This window comes from Paenibacillus campi, assembly GCF_034659835.1.
GTDB lineage: Bacteria > Bacillota > Bacilli > Paenibacillales > Paenibacillaceae > Saccharibacillus > Saccharibacillus campi.
Genome location: NZ_JAXSQZ010000006.1, coordinates 315,732 through 341,353, shown reverse-complemented (window position 1 = coordinate 341,353; position 25,622 = coordinate 315,732). Strand labels below are relative to the sequence as shown.

Annotated in this window: 24 protein-coding genes and 1 tRNA gene; 24 read left to right on the top strand and 1 reads right to left on the bottom strand. The window is 44.3% G+C overall.

From position 1 onward, the window contains the following. Nucleotides 1-20 precede the first annotated feature (20 nt). From U1I11_RS16080 to U1I11_RS16020, 13 genes are all read left to right on the top strand, one after another. Nucleotides 21-1,844: an ABC transporter ATP-binding protein gene (locus U1I11_RS16080; protein WP_322907159.1), complete on the top strand. Its 1,824-nt coding sequence runs from the start codon at nucleotides 21-23 to the stop codon at nucleotides 1,842-1,844. A gap of 25 nt (nucleotides 1,845-1,869) precedes the next feature. Continuing rightward, nucleotides 1,870-3,099 (top strand): erythromycin esterase family protein, encoded by a 1,230-nt coding sequence (locus U1I11_RS16075; RefSeq protein WP_322907158.1) that lies wholly within the window; start codon nucleotides 1,870-1,872, stop codon nucleotides 3,097-3,099. Nucleotides 3,100-3,520: 421 nt separating this feature from the next. Then, nucleotides 3,521-5,407 carry a tRNA uridine-5-carboxymethylaminomethyl(34) synthesis enzyme MnmG gene (gene mnmG / locus U1I11_RS16070; RefSeq protein WP_322907157.1) on the top strand — a complete coding sequence of 629 codons (1,887 nt, stop codon included), beginning with the start codon at nucleotides 3,521-3,523 and terminating at the stop codon, nucleotides 5,405-5,407. Between the two features lie 2 nt (nucleotides 5,408-5,409). Further along, entirely contained in the window at nucleotides 5,410-6,132 is a 723-nt protein-coding gene (rsmG, locus tag U1I11_RS16065) for a 16S rRNA (guanine(527)-N(7))-methyltransferase RsmG (RefSeq protein WP_322907179.1), read from the top strand. 698 nt (nucleotides 6,133-6,830) lie between these two features. Next, nucleotides 6,831-7,649: a nucleoid occlusion protein gene (noc, locus tag U1I11_RS16060; protein ID WP_322907156.1), complete on the top strand. Its 819-nt coding sequence runs from the start codon at nucleotides 6,831-6,833 to the stop codon at nucleotides 7,647-7,649. Between the two features lie 81 nt (nucleotides 7,650-7,730). After that, nucleotides 7,731-8,492 carry a ParA family protein gene (locus U1I11_RS16055; protein ID WP_322907155.1) on the top strand — a complete coding sequence of 254 codons (762 nt, stop codon included), beginning with the start codon at nucleotides 7,731-7,733 and terminating at the stop codon, nucleotides 8,490-8,492. Next, nucleotides 8,485-9,333 carry a ParB/RepB/Spo0J family partition protein gene (locus tag U1I11_RS16050; RefSeq protein WP_322907154.1) on the top strand — a complete coding sequence of 283 codons (849 nt, stop codon included), beginning with the start codon at nucleotides 8,485-8,487 and terminating at the stop codon, nucleotides 9,331-9,333. The genes U1I11_RS16055 and U1I11_RS16050 overlap by 8 nt, the downstream gene beginning before the upstream one ends. A gap of 515 nt (nucleotides 9,334-9,848) precedes the next feature. Then, the gene (locus U1I11_RS16045) at nucleotides 9,849-11,036 is read left to right on the top strand and encodes an aminotransferase class V-fold PLP-dependent enzyme (RefSeq protein WP_322907153.1); all 1,188 of its coding nucleotides are present in this window, start codon (nucleotides 9,849-9,851) and stop codon (nucleotides 11,034-11,036) included. A gap of 148 nt (nucleotides 11,037-11,184) precedes the next feature. Continuing rightward, a complete protein-coding gene (locus U1I11_RS16040) occupies nucleotides 11,185-11,334 on the top strand; it encodes a hypothetical protein (RefSeq protein ID WP_322907151.1) in 150 nt (49 codons plus the stop codon). Further along, nucleotides 11,322-11,828 (top strand): DUF4446 family protein, encoded by a 507-nt coding sequence (locus U1I11_RS16035; RefSeq protein WP_322907150.1) that lies wholly within the window; start codon nucleotides 11,322-11,324, stop codon nucleotides 11,826-11,828. Before U1I11_RS16040 ends, U1I11_RS16035 begins: the two co-directional genes overlap by 13 nt. Nucleotides 11,829-12,286: 458 nt before the next feature. Further along, on the top strand, nucleotides 12,287-12,538 hold the full coding sequence (locus U1I11_RS16030) for a putative Se/S carrier protein (protein ID WP_322907149.1): 252 nt from the start codon (nucleotides 12,287-12,289) through the stop codon (nucleotides 12,536-12,538). 45 nt (nucleotides 12,539-12,583) lie between these two features. Continuing rightward, entirely contained in the window at nucleotides 12,584-13,597 is a 1,014-nt protein-coding gene (locus U1I11_RS16025; protein ID WP_322907148.1) for a mechanosensitive ion channel family protein, read from the top strand. A gap of 360 nt (nucleotides 13,598-13,957) precedes the next feature. Then, nucleotides 13,958-14,182 (top strand): DUF951 domain-containing protein, encoded by a 225-nt coding sequence (locus U1I11_RS16020; protein WP_322907147.1) that lies wholly within the window; start codon nucleotides 13,958-13,960, stop codon nucleotides 14,180-14,182. A gap of 532 nt (nucleotides 14,183-14,714) precedes the next feature. Here the strand turns inward: U1I11_RS16020 and U1I11_RS16015 are convergent. Continuing rightward, nucleotides 14,715-15,536 carry a purine-nucleoside phosphorylase gene (locus tag U1I11_RS16015; protein WP_322907146.1) on the bottom strand — a complete coding sequence of 274 codons (822 nt, stop codon included), beginning with the start codon at nucleotides 15,534-15,536 and terminating at the stop codon, nucleotides 14,715-14,717. A 345-nt stretch (nucleotides 15,537-15,881) separates the two neighbouring features. On the opposite strand from U1I11_RS16015, the gene U1I11_RS16010 reads away from it, so the two are divergent. The 11 genes from U1I11_RS16010 (at nucleotide 15,882) to U1I11_RS15960 (ending at nucleotide 25,112) form a co-directional block, all read left to right on the top strand. Then, nucleotides 15,882-15,973, top strand: a tRNA-Ser gene (locus U1I11_RS16010). A gap of 211 nt (nucleotides 15,974-16,184) precedes the next feature. Beyond that, nucleotides 16,185-16,472, top strand: coding sequence for a 30S ribosomal protein S6 (rpsF, locus tag U1I11_RS16005; protein ID WP_322907145.1), 288 nt, complete (start codon nucleotides 16,185-16,187; stop codon nucleotides 16,470-16,472). Between the two features lie 42 nt (nucleotides 16,473-16,514). Further along, a complete protein-coding gene (gene ssb / locus U1I11_RS16000) occupies nucleotides 16,515-17,012 on the top strand; it encodes a single-stranded DNA-binding protein (protein ID WP_322907143.1) in 498 nt (165 codons plus the stop codon). A gap of 21 nt (nucleotides 17,013-17,033) precedes the next feature. Next, the gene (gene rpsR, locus U1I11_RS15995) at nucleotides 17,034-17,309 is read left to right on the top strand and encodes a 30S ribosomal protein S18 (RefSeq protein ID WP_188778322.1); all 276 of its coding nucleotides are present in this window, start codon (nucleotides 17,034-17,036) and stop codon (nucleotides 17,307-17,309) included. Nucleotides 17,310-17,692: 383 nt separating this feature from the next. Beyond that, a complete protein-coding gene (locus U1I11_RS15990; RefSeq protein ID WP_322907141.1) occupies nucleotides 17,693-18,727 on the top strand; it encodes an LCP family protein in 1,035 nt (344 codons plus the stop codon). A gap of 212 nt (nucleotides 18,728-18,939) precedes the next feature. After that, nucleotides 18,940-19,386, top strand: a complete 447-nt coding sequence (locus U1I11_RS15985) for a CBS domain-containing protein (protein WP_322907140.1) — start codon at nucleotides 18,940-18,942, stop codon at nucleotides 19,384-19,386. Nucleotides 19,387-19,493: 107 nt separating this feature from the next. Beyond that, nucleotides 19,494-20,429, top strand: a complete 936-nt coding sequence (locus tag U1I11_RS15980; protein WP_322907139.1) for a DUF2232 domain-containing protein — start codon at nucleotides 19,494-19,496, stop codon at nucleotides 20,427-20,429. Between the two features lie 12 nt (nucleotides 20,430-20,441). Next, nucleotides 20,442-22,451, top strand: coding sequence for a DHH family phosphoesterase (locus tag U1I11_RS15975; RefSeq protein ID WP_322907178.1), 2,010 nt, complete (start codon nucleotides 20,442-20,444; stop codon nucleotides 22,449-22,451). After that, nucleotides 22,448-22,891 (top strand): 50S ribosomal protein L9, encoded by a 444-nt coding sequence (gene rplI / locus U1I11_RS15970; protein WP_322907138.1) that lies wholly within the window; start codon nucleotides 22,448-22,450, stop codon nucleotides 22,889-22,891. Before U1I11_RS15975 ends, rplI begins: the two co-directional genes overlap by 4 nt. A gap of 2 nt (nucleotides 22,892-22,893) precedes the next feature. Beyond that, the gene (dnaB, locus tag U1I11_RS15965; protein ID WP_322907137.1) at nucleotides 22,894-24,252 is read left to right on the top strand and encodes a replicative DNA helicase; all 1,359 of its coding nucleotides are present in this window, start codon (nucleotides 22,894-22,896) and stop codon (nucleotides 24,250-24,252) included. Between the two features lie 83 nt (nucleotides 24,253-24,335). Beyond that, nucleotides 24,336-25,112 (top strand): DUF3800 domain-containing protein, encoded by a 777-nt coding sequence (locus U1I11_RS15960; RefSeq protein ID WP_322907136.1) that lies wholly within the window; start codon nucleotides 24,336-24,338, stop codon nucleotides 25,110-25,112. Nucleotides 25,113-25,622 lie beyond the last annotated feature (510 nt).

Below are 25,622 nucleotides of genomic sequence, written 5' to 3'. Positions count from 1 at the left end.
GAAATGAGCTGGAGGTCGACTTGAATTCTAACCATGAAAATATAAGCTTTTCACAAATTGTGCAGGCGTTTAAATATTGGCCTAAATTGTTCTCGCTATTTTTTAATGTGAATAAATTTTATGTGATCTGTATTGCGATTTTAACGATTTTCACCGGGATTAGTCCGATCATTTCGCTCTATTTGATTCAATCGTTAGTTAATGCGCTCGCTACACCTGATGGCGTCCATTTTAATTATGTGGCGCTTATTTTTGCCAGTTTTATCGGGTTTTTGTTTTTGAAGGAAATGTTAAGTTTGCTGCATAGCTATTTGGAAGGCATTTTTCAGTCGTTATTGACGAATAAGCTGAATGCGCTGATTTTGGAAAAGGCAGCTACGCTCGGTCAGGAAGATTTCGAAAATGCGGAGCTGCAAGATCAGTTAAAACGTGCGCAACAGGAAACGAGCTACAGACCGTATCAAATTTTCGCACAAATGCTGTCTATTTTTACGAGTTTTATTACGATCGTATCGTCGGTATTGTTTTTATTGTATTGGAAATGGTGGTTGGCACTTATTTTGGTATTGTTGCCATTTATATCGTTTCAAGCGTTTATTAAGCTTAGTAATTACGAGTTTATCGTGCAGTGGAAGCGTAGTTATCAAAACCGGAAATTGTGGTATGTTACGCATTTGCTAACGCATGATAAAGCGTTTAAAGAAGTTAAAACGTATAATTTTAGCGGTACATTGGTCGAGCAGTACAAGACGATTGTTCATCAATTTTTCCTGCAAGATAAAGGGATAGCGACCCGCCGCTTTAAAATGACGGCGCTCTTTAATTTGATCAATGTCGCCTTTATTTCGGTCTGCATTTATCTAATTATTCGCGCTACGTATGTAAAAGAAATTTTGATCGGCAGCTTGGTCAGTTATATTCAAGCCGTGATGTTGGTGCAAAGTACGGCACAAAGCTTAATTTATACCGTCATTAATCTTTGTCAGCAAAATATGTTTATTGAGCAATTGTTTATGTTTTTAAATCATTCTTCCAAAGACCCGTCATTTACTAGAACTAATCATGACCCGGTACAATTGACGGACATATACGAAATTGAATTTAGACATGTATATTTTGCTTATCCGGGCACTGAACATAATGTGCTTAACGATTTGAATTTGGTGTTGAAGCGTGGGGAAACGTACGCATTTATCGGTAAAAACGGTTCAGGCAAATCGACGTTGATCAAATTGATTGCTCAGTTGTACGATACGTATGACGGTGAAATTTTGATTAATGGTTTAAATATTAAACATTATGATGTGCAATCGGTTCGTGATCGAGTCGGCATTTTATTTCAGGATTTTATGCAATATGAGATGTCGCTGCGTGAAAATATTTCTATGAATGATGGCGGTCATCACGCTAATGATCGATTGATGATGGCAGCGATGCATAAAGCAGGCATGCACGAGTTTCGTCATAAACTGCCCAATGGATTGGATACACAGCTTGGCAAATGGTTTCCGGAAGGACAGCAGTTATCCGGTGGACAATGGCAACGGGTGGCGATTGCTAGAGCTTTTTTCAAAAATGCCGATGTGTGCATATTGGATGAACCGAGCGCTGCGCTTGATCCGGAAGCCGAACAAAAGGTGTTTGAGCAATTTAATGATTTGATGACAGGAAAAATCGGCATTTTTATTTCCCATCGTTATACATCTACCCGGATGGCGCAAAAAATTGTCTACATGAAACAAGGAACCGTACTCGCTGAAGGCAATCATGAAACATTGCTGAAAACATGCCATGAATATTATGAGTTTTATCATATTCAAGCATCGGCTTATCAAGAAGCATGATGCAAGAAAGGAATAGGAGGCAGAAATGTTCTTCAAATCCGATCATAAACAAAAGTTGGCGTGGACGCGGCAACAATGCTGCCCAATTGTAAAGTCGAGCGCTGAGAGCACTTATGATTTTAGTTCGCTCACGTCGATTTTAAAACATAAACGTGTCGTTTGGTTAGGCGAGAATGGGCATCAAATCGCTGAAGTAAATCATTTGAAAGCCGAACTAGTTCGTTTTTTGTACGAGCAGCTTGATTTTAAAGTGGTGATTTTTGAAAGTGGAATTGGGGAATGTTTTGCCGCTAACATAAACAAACAACATAAGCAAGCACAGGCATTAATGCAGCAGTCCATTTTTTCACTTTGGCATACAGAGGAGATGGTGCCGCTGTTTCAAATGCTGTCTAATACCGATTTGCAGATGGCAGGTATGGATATGCAGCCTTCAGCGGATATGGCGCATATGTATGAAGTGATCGCACACAATGAGCAGTTGTCTGCCGATGGGAAGGAACATTTTAGAACAGTCCAGCATTTTTGCAAACATTGGTATGCCAAAATGAGTACGTATCGTGCCAAACATCGCTTTCGTAAACAATTGCCGGCTGATTTGAAAAATGAGTATGAGCTTGCAAAACAGAATATGCAGCAACGATGTATAGAGGTGGAGACGGAATTGCACGCATTGCTAGCACAGACAGATGATGACGATGCATCCTTATTTCAGTTTCTGTTGCACTATTTAAAAAATTTGCAGCAATTTATAGCAGTCATCGATCAACCGGTAACCGTTTATATCGAACGCAGAGATCAGCAAATGGCGGAAAATGTGAATTGGTTGCTGCATCATTATTATCCACATCAAAAAGCGATTATATTGGCGCATAATAATCATATTTTTAAATCGACCCGTTCGGTAAACAGCTTTTGTGCGGCAGGTTCACAAATTAGCGATGATTTGCTGCAAAGCTCGTATTATATAGGCACATTTATGTATGAAGGAGAAACGCATACGGCTAGCGGTGTCCAATATAAACTAAGTAAACCGCCGAAAAACAGTGTAGAAGCGTATATGAATGCAAGTGATCATTTTATTTCCTTTATGGATGTACAGTCGGTTGCACATACGGAATCGTATAGCTGGTTGAATGATAAAGTGTATTTTATGGATTCCGGCACGATTGCGAAACGAATGATCGTAAAGCAAGAGTTCGATGGTTTGTTTTTTATTAAAACGATCTCTTTGCCGCATTATATTCATAAATAGCTGCTAGGGCGTGTACGCAAACTCGTATATTGCTCTAACACGCCAAATTTGCGCACACACTTAATTGTGCAATAGTGTTGCTATATCGTTTGGCGGAATCGTCAGTAGCATCGTATCAAGCGCAACTTAGCTATTGTTCAAAAAATCAGCGCTCATTGTTTGTACTACAGCCCTCTATGACACAATAGGGGGCTTTTGCATAGCTTCAGCGATGTATTGAAATCGATTACTTTAAAATAATTATAATTAGGTGACCATAAAGTTCATTTTCATGATAAAATTCATTAGATGTGCGGTATACTTGATTGTTGAGCAGTGTATACTAAACATGCAACTACAACGTAATCTATTGCACATGTCACTTTATTAATAAAGTTTTCGGATATAGAATTCGGGATATAGAAGTAGAGGAGGAATACCCATGAGCTATGTGGGTGGAGAATACGACGTTATCGTCATCGGTGCTGGTCATGCGGGTGCTGAAGCAGCGCTGGCAGCGGCACGGATGGGCTGTAACACGCTGATGGTGACTATTAATCTGGATATGATCGCATTTATGCCATGTAATCCGTCGATTGGCGGCCCGGCTAAAGGTCATGTTGTGCGTGAAATCGATGCGCTCGGTGGGGAAATGGGTCGTAATATCGACAAAACATTTATTCAAATGCGGATGCTAAACACCGGTAAAGGCCCGGCTGTACATGCGCTGCGTGCGCAGGCGGACAAGTTTCTGTATCAGCATGCAATGAAAGAAACGATGGAAAATGAGCCGAATTTAACGCTGCGTCAAGGGATGGTCGATCGCCTTGTGATCGAAGATGGCGTCTGTACAGGTGTAATTACACAAACCGGTACGACATACAAAGGCAAATCGATCGTATTGACGACAGGTACGTATTTGCGTGGCAAAATCATTATGGGTGAGCTTGCGTATGAAAGCGGCCCGAACAACCAGCAGCCATCGCTAAAGCTGTCCGAACATTTGCGTGAGCTTGGTTTTGAGCTCGTACGCTTTAAAACGGGTACACCACCGCGTGTACATCGCGATACGATCGATTTTAGCAAAACGGAAATTCAGCCTGGTGACGAGCAGCCGAAATTTTTCTCCTATGAAACGAAATCGTCCAGCAATGAGCAAATGCCGTGTTGGTTGACGTACACATCGGAAGAAACGCACCAGATTATTAACGATAATTTGCATCGGGCACCGATGTTCTCTGGCATTATTGAAGGGACAGGTCCACGTTATTGCCCGTCGATTGAAGATAAAATCGTCCGTTTTAGCGATAAGCCAAAGCATCAGATTTTCCTAGAACCAGAAGGCAAAAACACTTCGGAATATTATGTGCAAGGTTTGTCGACCAGTTTGCCGGAAGATGTACAGCTGCGTGTGTTGCGCTCGATTCCGGGTATGGAAAATGTCAAAATGATGCGTAACGGTTATGCGATCGAATACGATGCGATGGTGCCAACACAATTGTGGCCAACATTGGAAACGAAGCGTGTGCCAGGTCTATTTACCGCGGGTCAGATTAACGGTACTTCCGGTTATGAAGAAGCAGCTGGACAAGGTGTTATGGCAGGCATTAATGCAGCTCGCCGTGCACAGGGCAAAGCAGGGATCGTGCTCGATCGTTCACAAGGTTATATCGGCGTATTGATCGATGATCTAGTAACGAAAGGGACGAATGAGCCGTATCGTTTGCTCACATCGCGTGCGGAATATCGCTTGCTGCTGCGCCACGATAATGCCGATCTGCGTTTGACTGAAATCGGTTATGATATCGGTCTGATTACCGAAGATCGTTATCATCATTTCCTTGATAAAAAAGCAAAAGTAGAGCGTGAAATCGAGCGTCTGCGCAAACAAAAAGTAAAGCCGGTCGATGTGAACGATATGCTGGAATCGCTGCAATCCGCACCGCTGCAAAACGGCACTGATCTGCTGACCGTACTGCGCCGTCCAGAAGTGACGTATGCGCATATCGAAACGATCTCGCCGGCATCGGAACAACTGACTGACGATATGAAAGAGCAAGTTGAAATTCAAACGAAATATGCCGGTTATATCGAAAAACAGCTTGCCCATGTGGAACGACTGAAAAAGATGGAGCAAAAGAAATTGCCGGAAGATATCGTCTATGAAGAAGTGAAAGGGTTGGCGATTGAAGCGAAGCAAAAGCTTGCCAAAATTCGCCCATTGTCGATCGGACAAGCTTCCCGTATTTCAGGTGTCACACCAGCCGATATTTCGATTTTGCTCGTCTATTTGGAGTACTATAACCGCGTAACTGCATCACGGGGGTAATGATGGATTTAATACAGCAACAGTTTACCGAGCTGCTGGCAGCTAAAGGCATAATGCTGAATGAACAACAGCTCCAGCAATTCGAAGCTTATTATGAAGAACTGATCACCTGGAATGAAAAGATGAATTTAACTGGGATTACCGAGCGCGATCAAGTGTATACGAAGCATTTTTACGATTCGCTAACCCTTGCTTTTTATACCGATATGAGCGCGGTATCTACGATCGCTGATATCGGCTCTGGTGCTGGTTTCCCTGGCATTCCGCTTAAAATTGTGTTTCCACATCTAAAGCTGCGCATTATCGATTCGCTGAACAAGCGCATTACATTTTTGCAAAGTGTAGTCGATCGACTCGGGCTGGAACAGGTGGAACCGATCCACGGACGTGCCGAAGAATGGGGACGCAAACAAGGTTACCGTGATGCCCATGATCTCGTTACGGCACGCGCGGTAGCACGACTGGCGGTATTGAATGAATTTTGCCTGCCCTTTGTAAAGCCAGGCGGTACGTTTGCGGCGATGAAAGGCAGCGACCTTACTGAGGAGATCAAGGAAGCTCGCCGTAGTTTAGCACTGTTAAAAGGCAAGCTGGGACACGTACACCATTTTCAGCTACCGATTGAACAGTCTGATCGCCATATCGTACTGATTGAAAAAGAAGCCGCTACTCCGGCAAAATATCCACGTAAGCCGGGTACGCCGCTCAAAGAACCGCTTATTTAATGGCAGCTTGTGCTATATTGGAACTGAATAATAGCAGTATAATGATGTGGTTGAACGTGGCGGTTGTACGATGCTATGTATAGATCATGTGAATGGATAAACTGAACAGAATCGGCAAGTAATAGCGATTGTATTATCAATATAGCTACAAATAGAGATCACGATATGCAGCCCCTTTATCCGCTACGGTGGAAAGGGGCTTTTTAATATGCACAAAATAAGATTATGTTGCAGTTTATGATAAGGGATATAGGTATGACTTAGTATGTGTAAACATAACGGGTTACATTATAGCTATGAAAATCAAAATGATACTTACTGAATGTTTCACGTGGAACATTGAATAAACAGCTTTGCATCTGATTTGTAGCCTATAAAATAATAGATATACTTGGATCATGTATATTACGAAACAATTAGCGGCAGTTCGATGATAACGTAACTTTTACAACTATAACATAGCGAAAAACGCTGCAAATGATCACCGTTTTCCAAAACGATTTCAATGCCAAGTTTTCACAGAAATTTATACAGTTATCGTAGGATTATGTAGGGAAAAGTGATAAAATGAGGAGACGAAACATGCCTCGACTAGAGGTGTACAGGCAGCCAACCCGCTTGCCGGTTATCGGATTTTAAGTACGCCTGCTTTTTATAGACAGGTGCTGCTATCATAAGATTAGGTGGTCTCATACGGAATGAAAGAACAAATTTCCAAATTGTTTGGTCTGTCCGAACGAGTAAATGGGGATGAAGTCAAACAAATCCCGGTTGCGAACATCACGACCAGTCCATATCAGCCCCGCACAATATTTGATGATAACAAAATCGATGAATTATGCCAGACGATTAAAACGCATGGTGTTATTCAGCCGATTGTTGTGCGCGTACGCGATGGAAAATATGAGATTATCGCAGGTGAACGGCGTTGGAGAGCGGTAAGCAAGCTCGGTTTACCAACTGTGCCAGCGATTGTACGTGAATTCAACGATTCTCAGGCGGCTTCCATCGCGCTGATCGAAAACTTGCAGCGTGAAGGGCTGACTTCGATTGAGGAAGCAATCGCGTATCAAAAGCTGCTTGATCTGCATTCGCTAACACAGGAAAGTCTCGCTCAGCGACTTGGTAAAAGCCAGTCGACCATCGCCAATAAAATTCGTCTGTTGCAACTTCCGGAGGAGATTAAGCAGGCGCTGATGGCGCGCCAATTGACCGAACGCCATGCGCGTGCATTGTTGTCGCTCGATAGTGAGGAATTGCAGCTGCGCATCATGAAGGAAGTTATCGAAAAAGAACTGAATGTGAAGCAAACCGAAGCGCGGGTTGCTTTTTACAAGGAGAAAAGTCAGACGAAGAAAAAATCCAAGCGTGTCTCGTATAGCAAGGATGTTCGTCTCGCACTAAATACGATCCGTCAATCGATCGATATCGTATCTGGCTCAGGGCTTGCCATTGATACGTCCGAGCAAGATCATGACGATCATTACGAAATTGTAATTAAAATACCAAAGCGCTGACAGACAGGCGGCATGATGCCGCTTTTTCTGTATTCACAAAGCCGCACATCAAGTGACTTTCATAACATTGGGGTGAAGTAGTTGTCCAAAGTGATTGCGATAGCGAATCAAAAGGGTGGTGTCGGCAAAACGACCACATCCGTAAATCTGGGCGCTTGCCTAGCTACACTAGGTAAACGTGTGTTGTTGATTGATATCGACCCGCAGGGCAATACGACCAGCGGTGTTGGCATTAATAAGGCGGATGTGGAAAATTGCATTTACGATGTTATTATTAATGATATAGCGCCAAGCGATGCGGTACAATCGACAGCGATTGAAGGGCTCGATATTATTCCGGCGACGATTCAATTAGCTGGGGCAGAAGTAGAACTTGTGCCGGCGATTTCGCGTGAGCTGCGCTTAAAAAATGCAATTGAGCAGGTCAAGCGAGGCTATGACTACATATTGATCGATTGTCCGCCTTCGCTTGGTATTTTGACGATTAATTCATTGACAGCTGCCAATTCGGTCATTATACCGATTCAGTGTGAGTATTATGCGCTGGAAGGATTAAGTCAATTGTTGAATACGGTTCGACTTGTGCAAAAACATCTGAATACCGATTTGCAAATTGAGGGCGTTTTGCTAACGATGTTAGATGCACGTACGAATCTCGGTTTGCAAGTAATTGAAGAAGTGAAGAAATATTTTCAAGATAAAGTATACCGGACGATTATTCCGCGCAATGTACGATTAGGTGAAGCGCCTTCCCACGGAAAAGCGATTATCTCTTATGATCCGCGTTCCAAAGGGGCAGAGGTATATTTAGAGCTGGCAAAGGAAGTGGTATCATATGAGTAAACGTCTCGGTAAGGGACTGGATGCACTGATTCCTTCCCTGTCTGTAAGCGAGGATGATAAAGTGATCGAAATTCCAATCAAAGAACTGCGTCCAAATCCGTATCAGCCACGTAAAACATTTGACGATGAAGGCATGCAAGAGCTAGCAGATTCGATCGCCCAACACGGTGTCATTCAGCCGATTATCGTCCGCAAAGTATTAAAAGGTTATGAGATCATTGCTGGTGAACGCCGTTTCCGTGCGGCACAAATCGCTGGCAAAACGACTGTTCCGGCTGTTATCCGTCCATTTAGCGATCAACAAGTAATGGAAATTGCGCTGATCGAAAATTTGCAGCGTGAAAACTTAAATGCAATGGAAATTGCGACCGCTTATCAAGCATTAATGGACGAATTTAAGCTGACCCAGGAAGATTTGTCTGCTCGTGTCGGTAAATCGCGTTCCCATATCGCCAACTTTCTACGACTATTATCATTGCCAGAAGAAATTAAAGAGTATGTTTCACGTGGAACATTATCGATGGGACATGCACGCGCACTTGCCAGCATAAAAAAAGAAGATGTACTGCTCGCGCTCGCTCATAAAGCGATTGAGGGTGAATGGAGTGTACGTCAGCTAGAAGAAGCGGTGCAAAACCTGGAACAAAAACGCAAACATCAAGATGCCGATAAGGAAAAGAAAGCTGATCCGTACTTGGCAGATGTGGAATACTCATTGCGTGATCGTTTCCAAACAACGGTGAAAATCCGCAATAGCAGTAAAGATAAAGGCAAGATTGAGCTGAGTTATCATAATCGGCAGGAGTTGGAACGACTGCTGGAAATGCTGAATAAGCTGTAATAATTACTAGAGGGATTAATAGGTAGCATGATGTGCAGCGTATAGAAATGCGAACAGAGACGCTAAAGACTGTATCCTATTAAGACACATTTGAAACTAGCAGCAGTTTATTATTATGATATAAAAAGTGAATATTAAAACGGATAGCAATTTTTAAGTATAGTGGTGAGTGTACGCGAGTGTATGTATGTAACTCGTCATAAACTGATATACAAATAGCGATCATAACCGCTTATTAAGCATTAATCGAACGCTAAAATTTTAGCTTTACTTATTACATCAGCTACAGCGTTCATTGTGTAAACGATGCTTTATGCTCCGCATAGCGTGTGTGCTCCATTGTCTATCTTATACAACAAAAACTATAATCAGGCTGATTGGACGCCCGTCTTTGTCATGTCGGGTGTCCAGTTTCATGTTTAATAGGCTGCACATATTCAATAGTTGTTCTCGTAGCATCAATTAACTGCTCCAATAACTGCTCCAATCATTAACTTATGTCTGATGGAGGGTATATGTTGAACGTTCATAAATCGGTTCTAGCTACAGCGAATGATATTGTTTATTTGGATCATGCAGCTACATCATGGCCTAAGCCGCCTGCTGTACTGGAAGCTGTTCAGCAGGCGTTAGCGCATGAGTCCGCCAATCCGGGCAGAGGTAGTCACCGGATGGCTGTACAGGCGAGCCGTACATTGCTTAAAGGACGGCAACTGCTGGCGAAGCTGCTGGATGTGCGCAATCCGGTCGATATTGCGTTTACAGCCAATACGACGATCGCGCTTAATATGGCGATTTTTGGTTATGTGCGTCCTGGAGATCATGTGATTGCGACGATGACGGAGCATAATTCGGTCTGGCGACCGTTAGAGGCGTTACAGCGCTCGGCTGGTGTGCAGGTGACCTATATTCCGGTTGATGCGCACGGACATATACAGCTTTATGACGTAGAACGTGCGTTTACCGCCAACACACGGCTATTAATCTGTAATCACAGTTCCAATCTGCTAGGCAGCATACTGCCTGTGGCACAATTGGCACAGCTTGCTCATCGGCATGGTGCACGTATTTTACTCGACATTGCGCAAAGTGCCGGACATATTCCGGTTCATTTGCAGGCGTGGGGAATCGATATGGCAGCATTTCCAGGGCATAAAGGGTTGCTCGGTCCCCAAGGAACAGGCGGGTTATACATCGCCCCAGACCTTGATCTATCGCCTTGGTTATATGGCGGTACAGGCAGTCAATCCGAGCAAGCGGATCAGCCATCGGTTCGTCCGGATCGTTATGAACCAGGCACGCCTAATACACCTGGTATCGCAGGCTTGGCGGCAGGTGTACAATTTGTGCTTGATCAAGGTGTCGAAGCGATTGTTGCCCATGAGCAGCGACTTGTGACACGTTTAATGGATGGTTTGTCCAGTATAGACGGATTACATGTGCTAGGACCAGCAGTAGGGGAACTACGAACCGGTATCGTCTCCTTTACAATGGAGCAAAAAGACCCGGCGCAAATTGCTTTTCTGCTAGATCGCCATTATGGCATCGCGGTGCGTGCCGGTATGCATTGTACGCCACTTGCCCATCGTGTAGCTGGTACGCTGGCGACAGGGGCGGTACGAACGAGTGTAGGCTACGGTACAACCGAGCAGCATGTGGATCATTTGCTAGAGGCGATTCGCTTCATTCAACGTACAGATTGAGCATCATTGAGGATCAAAGTAAACATGAACAGCGTAAAATTGTATACCGATTAAGGTAAAGCAATCAGTCACTTTTTTAACAGATTACAAATTTGTAACGATAATGGAACAAACTCGTTCAGCCAAGTATAATTCTATAGGATTCACAATGAACGAGGAGCCGCATCAGCCGGCACAAATGAACGAAACGATCATGACGGATGGCGGACAGGCAGAGCACAGGCGCTCTATCGGCAAAAGACAGCAGCCTGGCAAGGTAAAGAAACAAGAGGAGAGCGGACAACGATGGCGGAATTGAACAGTCTGGTTGCGGAGCAACTATTTTTGATTTTGGGTGTGGTCGCATTTCTAATCCTGTTGCTATTAATTATAGTCATAGTACAGGGTACCAAGCTTCGTAAAATGCGCAAGCGGTATGAATTGATGATGTCCGGCAGTGGCGTGGAAAATTTGGAATCGTTACTGCTTGATTTAAAACTGCAAATGGATTCGTTGGAAGATGGGGAAAAGCAAAAATTGGCACGCTTTGCGGCGATTGAAGCAAAGCTGTATAAAGTACAGGCGTATACAGGCATTAAACGTTATAATGCGTTTGCTGATCATGGCAGCGACCTAAGCTTCTCGGTTGCACTGTTAAATGAAAATATGGATGGATTGGTGCTGACCGGTTTGCACAATCGGGATAGCTCCTATGTGTACGCCAAACCGATTGCAGGTGGTCAATCGACCTACAATTTGTCATCGGAAGAACAGGAAGCGATTAGCCTGGCACGATCTTCAGCGAAAGGCTGAGCAGACAGCAGCAGCGACTGAGCCTGCCTAGCCGCAAACAGACATAGCGATCGATATTATGAACCGTCAAATGTAGCGCTGTAAAGCTGGCGCAGCAGTTGACGGTTTTTTCGTTAAGTGTATTTTCAAATTGCTAGATAAACCGTCCATTTAAGCTCGTCAAGATAACCATTTGGCAGAAACGAGTTGTTAATGAATAGATTCATCAGATCAATACAGTGTTGGCGTATGATGATTGATCTGACATAACAAGCATTACTGTAACAGTGACATTGAACAACTCGATTCATTTTGCGTACAATAGGGATATTATGTGGAGCTGTATCGTGTTATGGCAAACGTATAACTTTCACATTTAGCATGAGCTAAGTAATCGCTACAATTGCCAATAGGATGTATACAACCGGCTGTATCAAGCTTGTGCGTGACAGTCGATGCCAGGAGGGGTAAAAGTAAAGATGGGTACAAATCTGGTGATGGCGTTTGACTCGACTCAACAGGCGTTGCGTGCGGAAATGCTGCTGGAATATGCGGACATTGAAAATGATATGTTTCCGACTCCTAAGCAAATTACAGCAGGCTGCGCGCTGTCGCTACAGTTTCCTGGCGAGGAATTGGAGCAAGTGCAGCATATAATCGTGCAGGAGCAGGTGGAGATTAGAGGGATATTTCGCCAGCAGGGGGATACGTATATTCGAGTCGATTTATAATTTATAACGATAACAAATTATGATCAACAGCAAGGAGGACAATGTATGAAATTGTATACTACAGCAAACCAGTGGATGACCGGTCTGCTGAGCAGCGGAATTACGGATAGTGCTACAGGGGAGATCAATCGTTTTACAGACAGCTTATGGGCATGGGTAACGGATGGGGCGATGTGGACCCATTTTGCTTTTTCGTTAATTCGGATTATTATTATTTTTGTACTGACTCGTGTAGCGATCAAGCTAATTAACAAAGTGTTGGAACGTTCATTATCAGGGCGTGATAAGAGTCGGATTGCAGCCAATCCAAGACGGTTCGTCACGATCGGTGAATTGTGTAAAAATGTCGTTTCCAGCGTATTTAATTTTATTATGATTATGCTTATTTTGAACGAGTTTGGCTTTAATTTGGGGCCGTTGCTGGCAGGTGCGGGGGTAGCTGGTCTGGCAATCAGTTTTGGCGCACAAAGTATTGTAAAAGATATTATTACCGGTTTTTTCATTATTTTTGAGGATCAATTTGCGGTGGGCGATGTGATTCAGACCGGTACATATAAAGGCACAGTACAGATGGTTGGGCTACGTACGACACGGCTCGTAAGTTGGAATGGTGAAGTGAATATTATTCCAAACGGCTCGATTCTCAGTGTAACGAACTTTTCACTTTCCAATTCGCTCGCTGTTGTCGATATTCCGATGAGTATGGATCGTTCGCTGGAAGATGCACAGGAACTAGTCATTCGCGCCACTGAAACGATGAAAGCGGACAAACTGGAAGTGCTGGACGTGCCGGAAATGCTCGGTATTCAGACGCTCACGACTGGCGAATATTCACTGCGCATTATCGCCAAATGTCAGCCCAACTCACGTGCAAGTGTGGAGCGGGCGATCCAGACGGCGGTAAAACAAGAGTTAGATGCGGAAAAAGAGCGTGAGCGGCAAGCAGAGGAGCAAAAAGCTGCCGCAGAAGCTGAGCGTATGGCAGCACAACAAACAACAGGAGAGCCGCTGCGTACGGATGCTAATGAAAAACGTGATCCGAACATTTCCAATGACTAAAATGGTAAATACGCAATACGAGTGCATACGGTAGATCATAACGAATTAAACGAAAGATTGAAACAAACTGAAAAAATGAAAACAGCTTTAGCATTGTAATCATTACGTTATCCACATAATCGAAAATGACAATCCCAACGATTCAAAACGTACAATAAACGACCTGCCATAAATGAGAGGCAGGTCGTTTTGCAATACAGAATTTTATCCACAACACCCAAATCGCACAAAATCTGCTAAAATAGTTGTGGATAATAACATGCCTATTGAAACGGAATGAATACACATCGTTATCCACAGGCTAATCACAATTGTAGGATGACGTATAAATGGGGCAAATGAGCGGAGGGAGCGAACCGAATGGAGCGCAAGCAATTTGAGCTAGGTGATATCGTACAAATGAAAAAGCCGCATCCGTGCGGAAGCAACGAAATGGAAATTATTCGCATGGGCATGGATATTCGCATCAAGTGCGTAGGCTGTAAACACAGTGTGCTCGTGCCACGAGCCAAGTTTGAGAAAAATATGAAAAAGGTACTTCGTTCCGCAGCTGATCCGAATGGGACAGCATCAACGATCGAATAATGGAGCGACGATCAAGGTCGGTTTGACGAATATACAGTCGTATATCGTCGTTTGTAGACGTTATGCATTAGGCTGTAAAGAAGTTAACCAAAAAGGAGTCATAAACAGTTTATCCACAGCTATAGAGAAAGCATAGGTGCAAAAATGTAAAGCGCTTTATAACCAAAAAGAGATGAAAAAAGGTTATCCACTGTGGATAACCTTTTTTGATAGCGATAAAGCTAATCTATCGGCAATAGCTGCTACTATAGATCAGCATGCTATGCAAATCAGCAAGCAAAAGCTCGACCTCTTTTGCTAAAATCCTAATTGCAAGAATGCATAATCTGCCTCATTTTGCTGCATCATCATATTTACAAATGAATATTTTCTGCAAATAAATGATAATAGCATAATTTCAGCAATATACAATACTATTATCATTTATGACGAAAAGACTATTAACTACAAATGGTTCATTACCAAAAGACAACATCCCCAAATGGTAATGACGTTATTACGCTGATTGTATATCAATCCGTCCTTATGGTGTTCAAACCGCTTGCAAAATGCCTTTGATTAGCCCTACAAATGTCGTTCTTACTTTAGCAGCAACTTCGATCACTTCATCATGACTGAGCGGCTGATCGAGAATGCCACAAGCCATATTAGTCAAACAGGAAATGCCGAGCACTTTCATACCGCCATGTACGGCGACGATCGCTTCCGGTACGGTAGACATACCGACTGCATCTGCGCCAAGTGTACGAATCATACGGATTTCGGCAGGTGTCTCATATGCAGGCCCTGTCCACCACGCATATACACCTTGTTGTAAAGAAACGCCTTGCTCCGCCGCTACGCGCAGTGCAATTTCACGCATTTGTGGATGATATGTTTGCGACAAATCGGGAAAACGTGTGCCTAGCTCCGGATTGTTCGGCCCGATTAGCGGATTGTTCATTACCAGATTAATATGATCGGTAATGAGCATCAATTCGCCAGGAGCAAAACTGGTGTTCACTGCGCCACAAGCATTGGTGACGATTAGCTTGTCCACGCCGAGCGCATGCATGAGGCGCACCGGAAACGTAACTTCAGCTAGTGTAAAACCTTCATAGTAATGGAGGCGTCCTTTCATAGCGATCACCGTCTGACCCATCAGCTGACCGATGACCAACTCATTCGCATGTCCTACCGCAGCGGATGTAGCAAAATGAGGGATTTCCTCATAAGGTATAACGGTCGCTTGCTCGATTTCGTCGGCAAGCCCGCCTAACCCGGAGCCGAGAATTAAACCGATTGTCGGTGTGATCGCACCTGTGCGGCTCCAAATATAATCTTTGGCTGCCTGAATATGTTGTGATTGATGCATACTGAACATTCCCCCTGGTTGAAATAAGATTGACTGTCTGCGCGCTGTTTTATCCGTTTACTTTTCTAAATTGTACGTTGCGGGTCATAAGCGTTGCTGCACTTTTAGTGTAAAAGATGCCGTATACCGTGTAAACAAACAGGCGCGTACAGCATCGTTCGACTGTATTCATCGTCATCTTCGTCTGTGTCATCCTATCGTCATTTGCGCCATCTCCTCGTCATTTCTGTACACGTAATAAAAATGTAACCGTATCTATTGCCAAGTCGAGCTGGATAGAGTATAATCAATTTTGTTGTAAATTGATTGCTTTGTTCGGTACGATAGAACAGCGATTATAGTCATGGAGAGGTACCCAAGCGGTTATAAGGGGACTGACTCGAAATCAGTTAGGCGTCTTAGGGCGTGCGAGGGTTCGAATCCCTCTCTCTCCGCCATCCCATTATTGATTTATGTTACATATATGATTCGTGACTAAGCTCTGTTGCAGTTTTCTGCGGCGGAGTTTTTTTATTTTATGTACTTATATTAACAATTAAACTGTTGTACATAGCTTCTATATATGATATGATATTATAGTTCGAGTTTGTGCTCGTTCCTTGCTCCTGGCATTGATCAGGGGCCTTAGTCCAAGAGGAGGTGAAAACTATGCGCAACTATGAAGTAATGTATATCCTGCGTCCAGAACTGGAACAGGAGGCTGTTGAAGCGTTGACTGAACGTTTCAAAGGCATCATTGCAGCTGATGGTGAAGTAACTGCCCATGATGTTCAGGGTAAGCGCCGTCTTGCGTATGAGATCAACAAAATTCGTGACGGTATCTTTGTTCTGGTGAACTTTACAGCAACTCCTGCTGTCGTTTCCGAGCTTGAGCGGATCATGAAGATCTCTGATGACGTTATCCGTTATCTGATTACTGTAGACGTAACGAAGTAAGTTTATTTTTGAATTGTAAACTCGTTTGAGGAGGGGATTGGATTGTTAAACCGTGTCATTTTGATCGGACGGTTGACCAAAGACCCGGAACTTCGCTATACACCAGCAGGTGTGGCTGTGACGCAGTTTACGCTGGCAGTGGATCGTCCTTTTACGAGCCAGGGTGGAGAGCGCGAAGCGGACTTTATTCCGGTCGTAACTTGGAGACAATTGGCAGAAACCTGCGCCAACTACTTGCGTAAAGGCCGCTTAACAGCGGTTGAAGGTCGCATTCAAGTGCGTAATTATGAAAATAATGAAGGTAAACGTGTATACGTGACTGAAGTTATTGCTGATAATGTACGTTTTCTTGAATCGAGCCGCGAGGGTGGTAACAGCAATAGTGGAGGCAATCGTGAGGAAGCACCTTACGGCGGCGGTAGTAGCAATAATGTTAGCAACCGCAGCAGCAATGGAAACAGCTCTTCTCGCGACAATCATGATCCATTTTCCGATGACGGTAAACCGATAGATATTTCCGATGATGATTTACCATTTTAATGTAAGAAAGGAATGAATCAGATGAGCTTTAATAGACGTGAAAGCGGAGATGGCGAAGGCAGACGTCCAGGTGGACGCCGCGGTCGCAACAAACGCCGTAAAGTATGTTACTTCACTGTAAACAAAATCACTCACATCGACTATAAAGATACGGACCTGCTTCGTAAATTTATTAGCGAGCGTGGCAAAATCTTGCCGCGTCGTGTGACTGGTACAAGTGCCAAATATCAGCGTATGCTGACGACTGCGATTAAACGTTCCCGTCAAATCGCATTGCTGCCATACACTACTGAATAGTATCTGACTTTGCAGTTTAGCTGCAGATCAGACGGAGCGTACAGCGCCGTATTTCCTCGTGAAATCGGTAAGTCTGTGCGCTTTTTTGTATAGTAGGTATGTAGATTGTAATGGGAGCGATGTATAGGTTGCTATAAAGCGATATAGGTTATGAAGTACGTATCATTCGGTGAATATACATACGCAAAAGGAATGTGACGTTGTAAGCAGCGTTTGTGAAAAGAAGGCAAGTATGCACGCCTGATTCGCCAAAACACTTGCAATGATGCCGATCATCCGCCACACTGAAGTTGGTGGGTAAAGTCACACAATTTGTGTCAGTGTGCGCATCTTACGTTTAATGAATTGAAAACATACGCCTGCCTGAAATGAGGAATGGGACAATGACAAGAAAGCAAAAAATAGCGTCTGGAATCGCGGCAACGTGCATCGTGTTAGTCGCGAGTTTGTGGATATGGTGGAAGCCAATTTCAGCGACCATGTTTGACTGGTTTGTTGCCGATTCACTGCAATCTCAGCTTCAGCAGACGTATCAGCCTGTACGTCAAATTGGTGGCGAACAGCAAGAGACGACCCCGGCTGTAGTAATGACGGAACCGTTCTCGATTTTGCTCGTCGGCAGTGATCAGCGTGAGAACGAGCGGGCACGTTCGGACACGCTTATTTATGCTGTGGTGCGACCGCTGGACAATCGCATTTTGCTCATTTCGATTCCGCGTGATACGTATACCGAAATTGTCGGGCGCGGTCGGATGGACAAGATCAATCATGCTTATGCATTTGGTGGTATCAAAATGACGATGGATACGGTTGAGCATTTTCTAGACGAAAAGCTGAATTATTATGCGTCGATTAATTTTCACGGTCTAGTCGATGCCGTCGACGCGCTTGGTGGGGTGAAACTGCCGATCGACAAAGATATTGTGAACCGTGATCCGAATCATGAGCAGTTTACCGTCAAAGCGAACAAACCGATCTATTCGGGACAGGAAGCGCTTTATTATGTGCGTTACCGTGAGGATAGCGATTTTAATCGTACAAAACGGCAGCAGATTTTTTTGCAGGCGATGGCGGATCAGGCGTTTCAATTAAAGCAGCTTGATCGCGTGCCAGAGCTGCTTACGATTATGGGCAATAATTTTAAAACCGATATGCGTCCTGAGCAATTGACCGGAATCGTCAGTCAGTTGCTGCGAACTGGCGAGCCGGAAGTGACTTCATTTACGATCGCAGGTGACGGCAAAAAGATCGATGGTGTGTATTACGATATGCCGCATGAAGATGAATTAAAAGAAGCCAAACAACTGATCGATGATTGGATGAGCAAGGAAGGGCCGGATGCAGCGCCGTCCGTACCAAGCCGCGAAGCCGCTGAAGGCGGTGCGGAAGCGGCGACGCCAGCGTCGGAAGTACGCTAACTTGGACAACTTGCTTTATTGTAATCTGTTTATCGCTTAAAATAGAAAAGAAGCATCGTCACTTGCCATACGGCACGATATCGATCTACTGCGATAGAGCTAGCGCAGACGTTAGTCATACGCTGTACTGTCGCTACATGGAGTCATTCTTTGCTGCACCAGGCTCGATTGTGGAGCCTGAAGGCGTAATACGACGAGGAGGAAGTTTGTTCATGAATATCGCGTTTTTTCTGCTGCCCAAGCAGGAGGTCGTTTGCGTTACCCTTAATTCGACGCTGCGCCAGACGCTGGAACGGATGGAATACCACCGCTATACATCAATTCCGATGCTGGATAAGAACGGAAAGTACGTCGGTACGATTACGGAAGGGGACCTGCTCTGGTTTATGAAAAATTCCGGTGGCAAGGTCACGTTTGAAAATGCTTCAAAGTTTCTATTGTCGGAAATTCCGTTAAAGCGAGATGACAAAGCGGTATCGATTGATGCCAATATGGAAGACTTGATTAATCTTGCCAAAGTACAAAACTTTGTGCCGGTCGTTGACGATATGAACCGTTTTATCGGCATCGTGCGCCGGAGTCAGATTATCGAATATTGTGAGCAATTTGTACGTGGCGGCGAATATGCTGCTGACAAAAACCGCATCTCCGGCAGCTAAAGTAGGAGACATAACCCGCTGTATAAATCCGTGCGTCCGTGCCTTTGTCTATGCTATAATTATGAGTAAATCTTTTTTAGCGATGCCGAACAACTTGTGCGTAAGAGGTGAATCGTTTGAAACTGCGCTGGACATCCATAGCTTGGAGTGTTGCATATCTGCTCCTGCTGCTATCTTTAATAACATCTGTCAGAGTCATCGGTATGCTATTTCTCATCGTACCCATCGTCGTGCTGTATTCAACATTGACCTTGCGCCAATTCATTATGCATATGATTCCGGTATGGCTGATCGCCTTGATTTTTGCCGGACATGCGGGCTTGTTTTTACCGTTGCTCGGATTGTTTTTTATGATCCCGGGCATTGTAATGGGCAGGATGTACAAAAAATTCACACCTGCATTACGGATTATTTTTGCCGGTGGATTGACGACATTGCTGGAACTGCTCGTATTGTTGCTAATTGCGACTACCGTATTCCATTTCAGTCTCGGTCAGTATGTGCGTGATGTGATCGAAATTGCAATCACGCCGCTGCGTGCGATGGCGGATGTGAACAATGATCTGAGCGATGTGCTAACACCGGAGTATATTATCGGGCTGAGCAATTATACGCTAACGCTCATTCCGAGCGGACTCATTATTGCCTCCTTTACGATGGCGATCATTACGCATGCGATTTCGCGTCCGCTTTTGGAAAGTATGGGCTATTCGGTACCGCGTCTGAAACCGGCGCGTGACTGGCGTTTGCCGCGCTCGCTCATTTGGTATTATTTGATCGCTGTATTTCTAGAAATTATTGCGCGTGCGAATATTACCGGTGTGCTTGCCGCGATTGTATTAAACTTTATGCCGCTAGTGCATCTGGCGTTTACGATCCAGACGATTGGCTTTGTATTTTTCTGGGCGAACTATCGGAAATGGGGTTCTTTCCTGCCCTTTGTGCTGTCGATCGTTGTCATGCTCATTCCGCCACTGCGGATTATCGGCATTATTGATCTAGCATTTCCGCTCCGCGAGTATATTACGAGATCGAAACGGTAAGGGTGATGAATGATGCCTAATTTTTTGCTAAACCGCTGGCACGGATACCGGTCAGTATGGGCATCACTGCTCATGCTCGTACTTGTGATCGTGCTCTCCTGGTTCAATTGGATCGTCGGGCTGGTGGCGCTATGTGCGGTCGCCGTGTTCGCGGCGATTCTGGTTCGTTCAGAGCTTGCCTTTCGTCGTGAATTGGATGAATACATTGCCGGTTTGTCGTTTCGTATTCGGCGTGTCGAAGAAGAAGCGGTCAGTACGCTTCCGTTTGGTCTTGTTTTGTATGACAACAAGTTTTCGATTGAATGGCATAACCGTTATATCGCTGGTCTGTTTGGTCGCAAGACGTTGGTCGGTTCGCCGCTTGACGAATGCTTTCAAGATTTTCAGGAGTACTATAAAAAGGCGCTGGACGCTCGTAAAGAAGCATCCCGTGATAAAAGTGCGATCAAAGAAGTACGTTTTGAGCTAACCCATGCCAATCGCACATTGCAATGTATCGTGTTGACGGATGAGCGACTCATTTATGTGCAAGATGTGACCGAATTTGCCGGTTTGCGTGATCGGTATGAAAATGAGCGGCTGGCGATTGGCGTTGTGCTGCTCGATAACTTTGATGAAGCTTCACAAGGGATGGACGATCAGCAGCGTGCCAGTCTGATTGCACGCGTAGCGACGCGTATTACCGATTGGGCGAAAACGTACCGTATTTATGTGCGCCGTCTGTCATCGGAACGCTATTTGCTACTGCTTGATCGCAAATCGCTGCGTGAGTTGGAGCAGAGCCGATTTGTCATTTTGGATGAAGTACGTGAGATGACGGCAGATTTGAAAGTTCCGCTCACGCTTAGTATCGGCATTGGCTTCGGTACACAGACGATCAGCGAGCTGGGCGAGCTGGCGCAATCGAGTCTCGATATGGCGCTTGGACGCGGTGGTGATCAGGCGGCTGTGCGTGCCGAGCAGCGTTTATCGTTTTACGGCGGCAAATCAAATGCGATTGAGAAGCGTACACGGGTGCGTGCGCGTGTAATTGCGCATGCGCTGCGCGATCTGATGCTGGATAGCGATCAAGTGTTAGTGATGGGGCATAAAATTCCGGATATGGACGTCGTTGGTGCTTGCATCGGGATGCTCAAGGCAGCGGATATGTATGAGGTTGAAGCGTATATCGTGCTGGACGGTGTCAATCCGTCGATTGAGCGTATGATGGAGCGCATTAACAATGATGATCGACTGTCAGTACGTTTTATTACGCCGGAGGAAGCGCTCAGCATTATGACCGAACGTACATTGATGGTCGTCGTCGATACGCATAAAGCGTCGATGACGATTGAGCCAAAGCTGGTGGAACGCGCGCGTCGTGTCGTCGTCGTTGATCATCACCGCCGGGGCGAGGAATTTATCAATGAGGCAGTGCTCGTCTATTTGGAGCCGTATGCATCATCGACCTGTGAGCTGGTGACCGAGCTATTGCAATATATTCATGATAAAGTGCAGTTTACGACATTGGAAGCGACGTCACTGCTGGCGGGTATTACGGTCGATACGAAGCATTTTGCACTGCATACCGGGTCGCGTACATTCGAAGCGGCAGGCTTTTTGCGCCGCAACGGTGCCGATACGGTAATGGTACAGCAGATGATGAAAGAGGATTTGTCCGAATATATCGCCAAATCGGAAATTATTCGGCAGACGCGCATCATTCATGAACATATCGCGCTAGCGGTAACCGCATCTGGTCAACAGGTGTCACAGTTACTCATTGCACAGGTGGCGGATTCGCTGCTGAATATGAACAATGTGTATGCGTCGTTTGTCATTAGCGAGCGGATGGATGGCTTAATTGGCATTAGCGCCCGTTCGATGGGCAAAATGAATGTACAGGTTGTGATGGAACGGCTAGGTGGCGGTGGTCATTTGACGAATGCTGCTGCACAGCTCGAAGGCAATATTGCAGACGCTGAAGCGCGTTTGCTGGACGTATTGAATCAAATGAATGAGGAAGAGGGGTTATTCGAATGAAAGTCATTTTGTTAAAAGATGTTAAAGGAACAGGTAAAAAAGGCGAGGTTAAAGAAGTATCCGACGGTTATGCACAAAACTTTCTAATTAAAAATGGTCATGCCAAACCGGCAACCGGCGGTAATATTAAAATTTTGGAAACACAGCATGCGGCGGTTGAGCGTCACAAACAAGAGGAAAAAGAAGCTGCTCAGGAGCTAGGCAAAACGCTGGAGGAGCTTACGGTACAATTGAAAGCCAAATCCGGTGAAGCTGGTCGTTTGTTTGGCGCCATTACGAGCAAACAAATTGCAGAAGCGCTAGCTAAACAAGGCCACAAAATCGACAAGCGCAAAATTGAGCTGGATGAGCCAATCCGTACGTTAGGTGTGACGCAAGTAACGGTCAAACTACATCCGGAAGTGAAAGCGACGCTTAAAGTCCAAGTTACAGAGGAATAAGCATGGGCGGCGAAATATTTTACGACCGAGTCCCACCGCAAAATCTGGAAGCTGAACAGGCGGTTCTGGGTGCGGTATTGCTGCAATCAGAAGCATTGATCAGCGTCATGGAGCGCATTGACACCGAAGACTTTTACGACAAATCCCATCAATTGATCTATGAAGCTATGGTCAATCTGGGAGAAGAAAATCAGCCGATTGACCTGATTACATTAACATCCCTGTTGCAAGATCGCGGGCAGCTTGAGGATGTTGGCGGTGTTAGCTATTTAGCCAAACTGGCTAATGCTGTACCGACAGCAGCCAACGTAGATTATTACGCACAGATTATTGAAGAAAAATCGATGCTGCGGCGACTCATTCGGACAGCAACACAGATCGTCAGCGAAGGGTATACCGGTGGCGAAGATGTGGGCAGTATGCTGGGCGATGCCGAGCGCAAAATTCTCGAAATTTCCAATCGGCGCAGTGGCAGCGGCTTTATCGCTATTCGTGATGTGTTGATGGAAGTGTTCGAGCGGGTGGAAATGCTAAGTGAGAATAGCGGCAATACGACCGGTATTCCGACTGGCTTTATCGATCTGGACAAAATGACTGCCGGTTTCCAGCGCAGTGACTTGATTATCGTCGCGGCACGTCCATCGGTAGGGAAAACGGCGTTTGCGCTCAATATCGCGCAAAACGTCGCTGTACGTGCCAAAGAGACGGTCGCTATTTTCAGCCTGGAGATGTCGGCGGCACAACTTGTACAGCGTATGATTTGTGCGGAGGCGAATTTGGACGCAAGCGTCATGCGTACGGGTGAATTTAAGGAAGAAGACTGGATGAAGCTGACGATGGGCATCGCCTCATTGTCTGAATCGGACATTTATATCGATGATACGCCTGGCATTACCGTATCCGAAATTCGTGCCAAATGCCGTCGTCTGAAAAAGGAAAAAGGGCTTGGCATGATCGTGATCGACTACTTACAGTTGATCTCCGGTCGCGGTAAAGCAGGTGAGAACCGGCAGCAGGAAGTATCCGAAATTTCGCGTACGCTAAAACAGATCGCCCGTGAGCTGCATGTGCCGGTCATCGCACTGTCACAGCTTAGCCGCGGGGTCGAGCAACGTCAAGACAAGCGTCCGATGATGTCTGACTTGCGGGAATCCGGATCGATTGAGCAAGATGCGGATATCGTATCATTTCTGTATCGGGACGATTATTACAATCAGGACACCGAGAAAAAAAACATTATCGAGATCATTATCGCCAAACAGCGTAATGGCCCGGTCGGTACGGTCGAATTGGTGTTTTTGAAAAACTTTAATAAATTCGTTAATTATGAGCGTGTCCAGTCGGATATGTTTATAGGGTAAAATCAAAATCATTAGGGTACTATTTAAAACAAATTGTAGTTATAAATAGTACTTCTAATGATTTTTTGATTTTTAAAATGTATGTGAACGTATTTGTAAAGGAAAGGAGAGTTATCATTATAGCTTACATAGATGAGAGCGGTTTACCGCATCCTAAAGACAGTACTAAAAATCCAGTTTTAGCAGCAGTTTGTATTCCAAAAGAAGAAGTGCGATCTATAATGCAAAAAATGTATAAAATAAAGCTAGATATCTTTGGAGAAAATGATGTAGAACTTAAAGCTGTAAATGTATTAAAACCTAAGTCTCTAACACGCAATATAAATAACAAAAATTTTGCTGATCGTGTAGTTCATGAAGTTATAAATACTACATTAAACTTAAAAATTTTTGCTATCGTAATGGATCAGATTTCTACTCCATTATTAACTTCTAATGATACATTCCCTAATCATTATCGATTTCTTTTGCAACGTATAAATGGTTATTCTACTATTCGCGGTAAAAAATGCATTGTAAGCTTTGATTCTCAAAATGAAGGAAATGACAAGCTGATTTCTAATAAAATGAAAAATTATTTATTTCGTTCTGGAGAAGGAAATAATTGTAGTTCTATTATAGAGTCAGCCTTTTTTGTAAGTTCTAAAGTGGAAGAAAGTATACAACTTGCTGACTTGTGTGCAGGTATTATCAGACATTATTATGAACATTGTATTGATGCGATAGAATTAGATTCTTTTTCTGCTTGGATTACGGAAATGTATTATATCATTCAATCTCGTACATGTTTAGTTCCATCACCACTTGGAGACCGACAATTGCAAGGAATATATAAACTACCACGAAAATTTCTAATTTGATACAGAAATTGACGAATTGCATATACAGTGTTAATCTTTAAATAAGACTGGCTTTGTGGTTCTGTCTAGGAGCTGCCGTGCGCTAGTCTTGTTTATTTTAAGGGTATAGTGATGTTCTTAAACATTAAGAATATCACTATACCCTTTTGTATTTCTATACTTAGTAAAACTTGGTTAAATATAAAGAATATAATTTTTACAATCACATTACTTCACTTTCTATCAACAATTTCCGAACGATGATAATTTTACATCATGTTATCGTTCGCTTTTCATTTGACTTTAAAAAATTGTCCTGTTACACTGTAAATGCTGCGGTAAAGCGCAATAGTGCTTATGGATGTAAGTATGCTGTCAGATCGGAAAGCGACTGATCTTTTACCGCAATGGGACGAACTTCCGCCCGCGAAAACGGTTTGTATGCTTGCATTTGCCTAGCCGTTCCTCGCAAGGAGGTTTCATGCTGTGTTTTTGTAGCGCTGGTGAGCCGGTTGTGGCGTTGATGCCAAG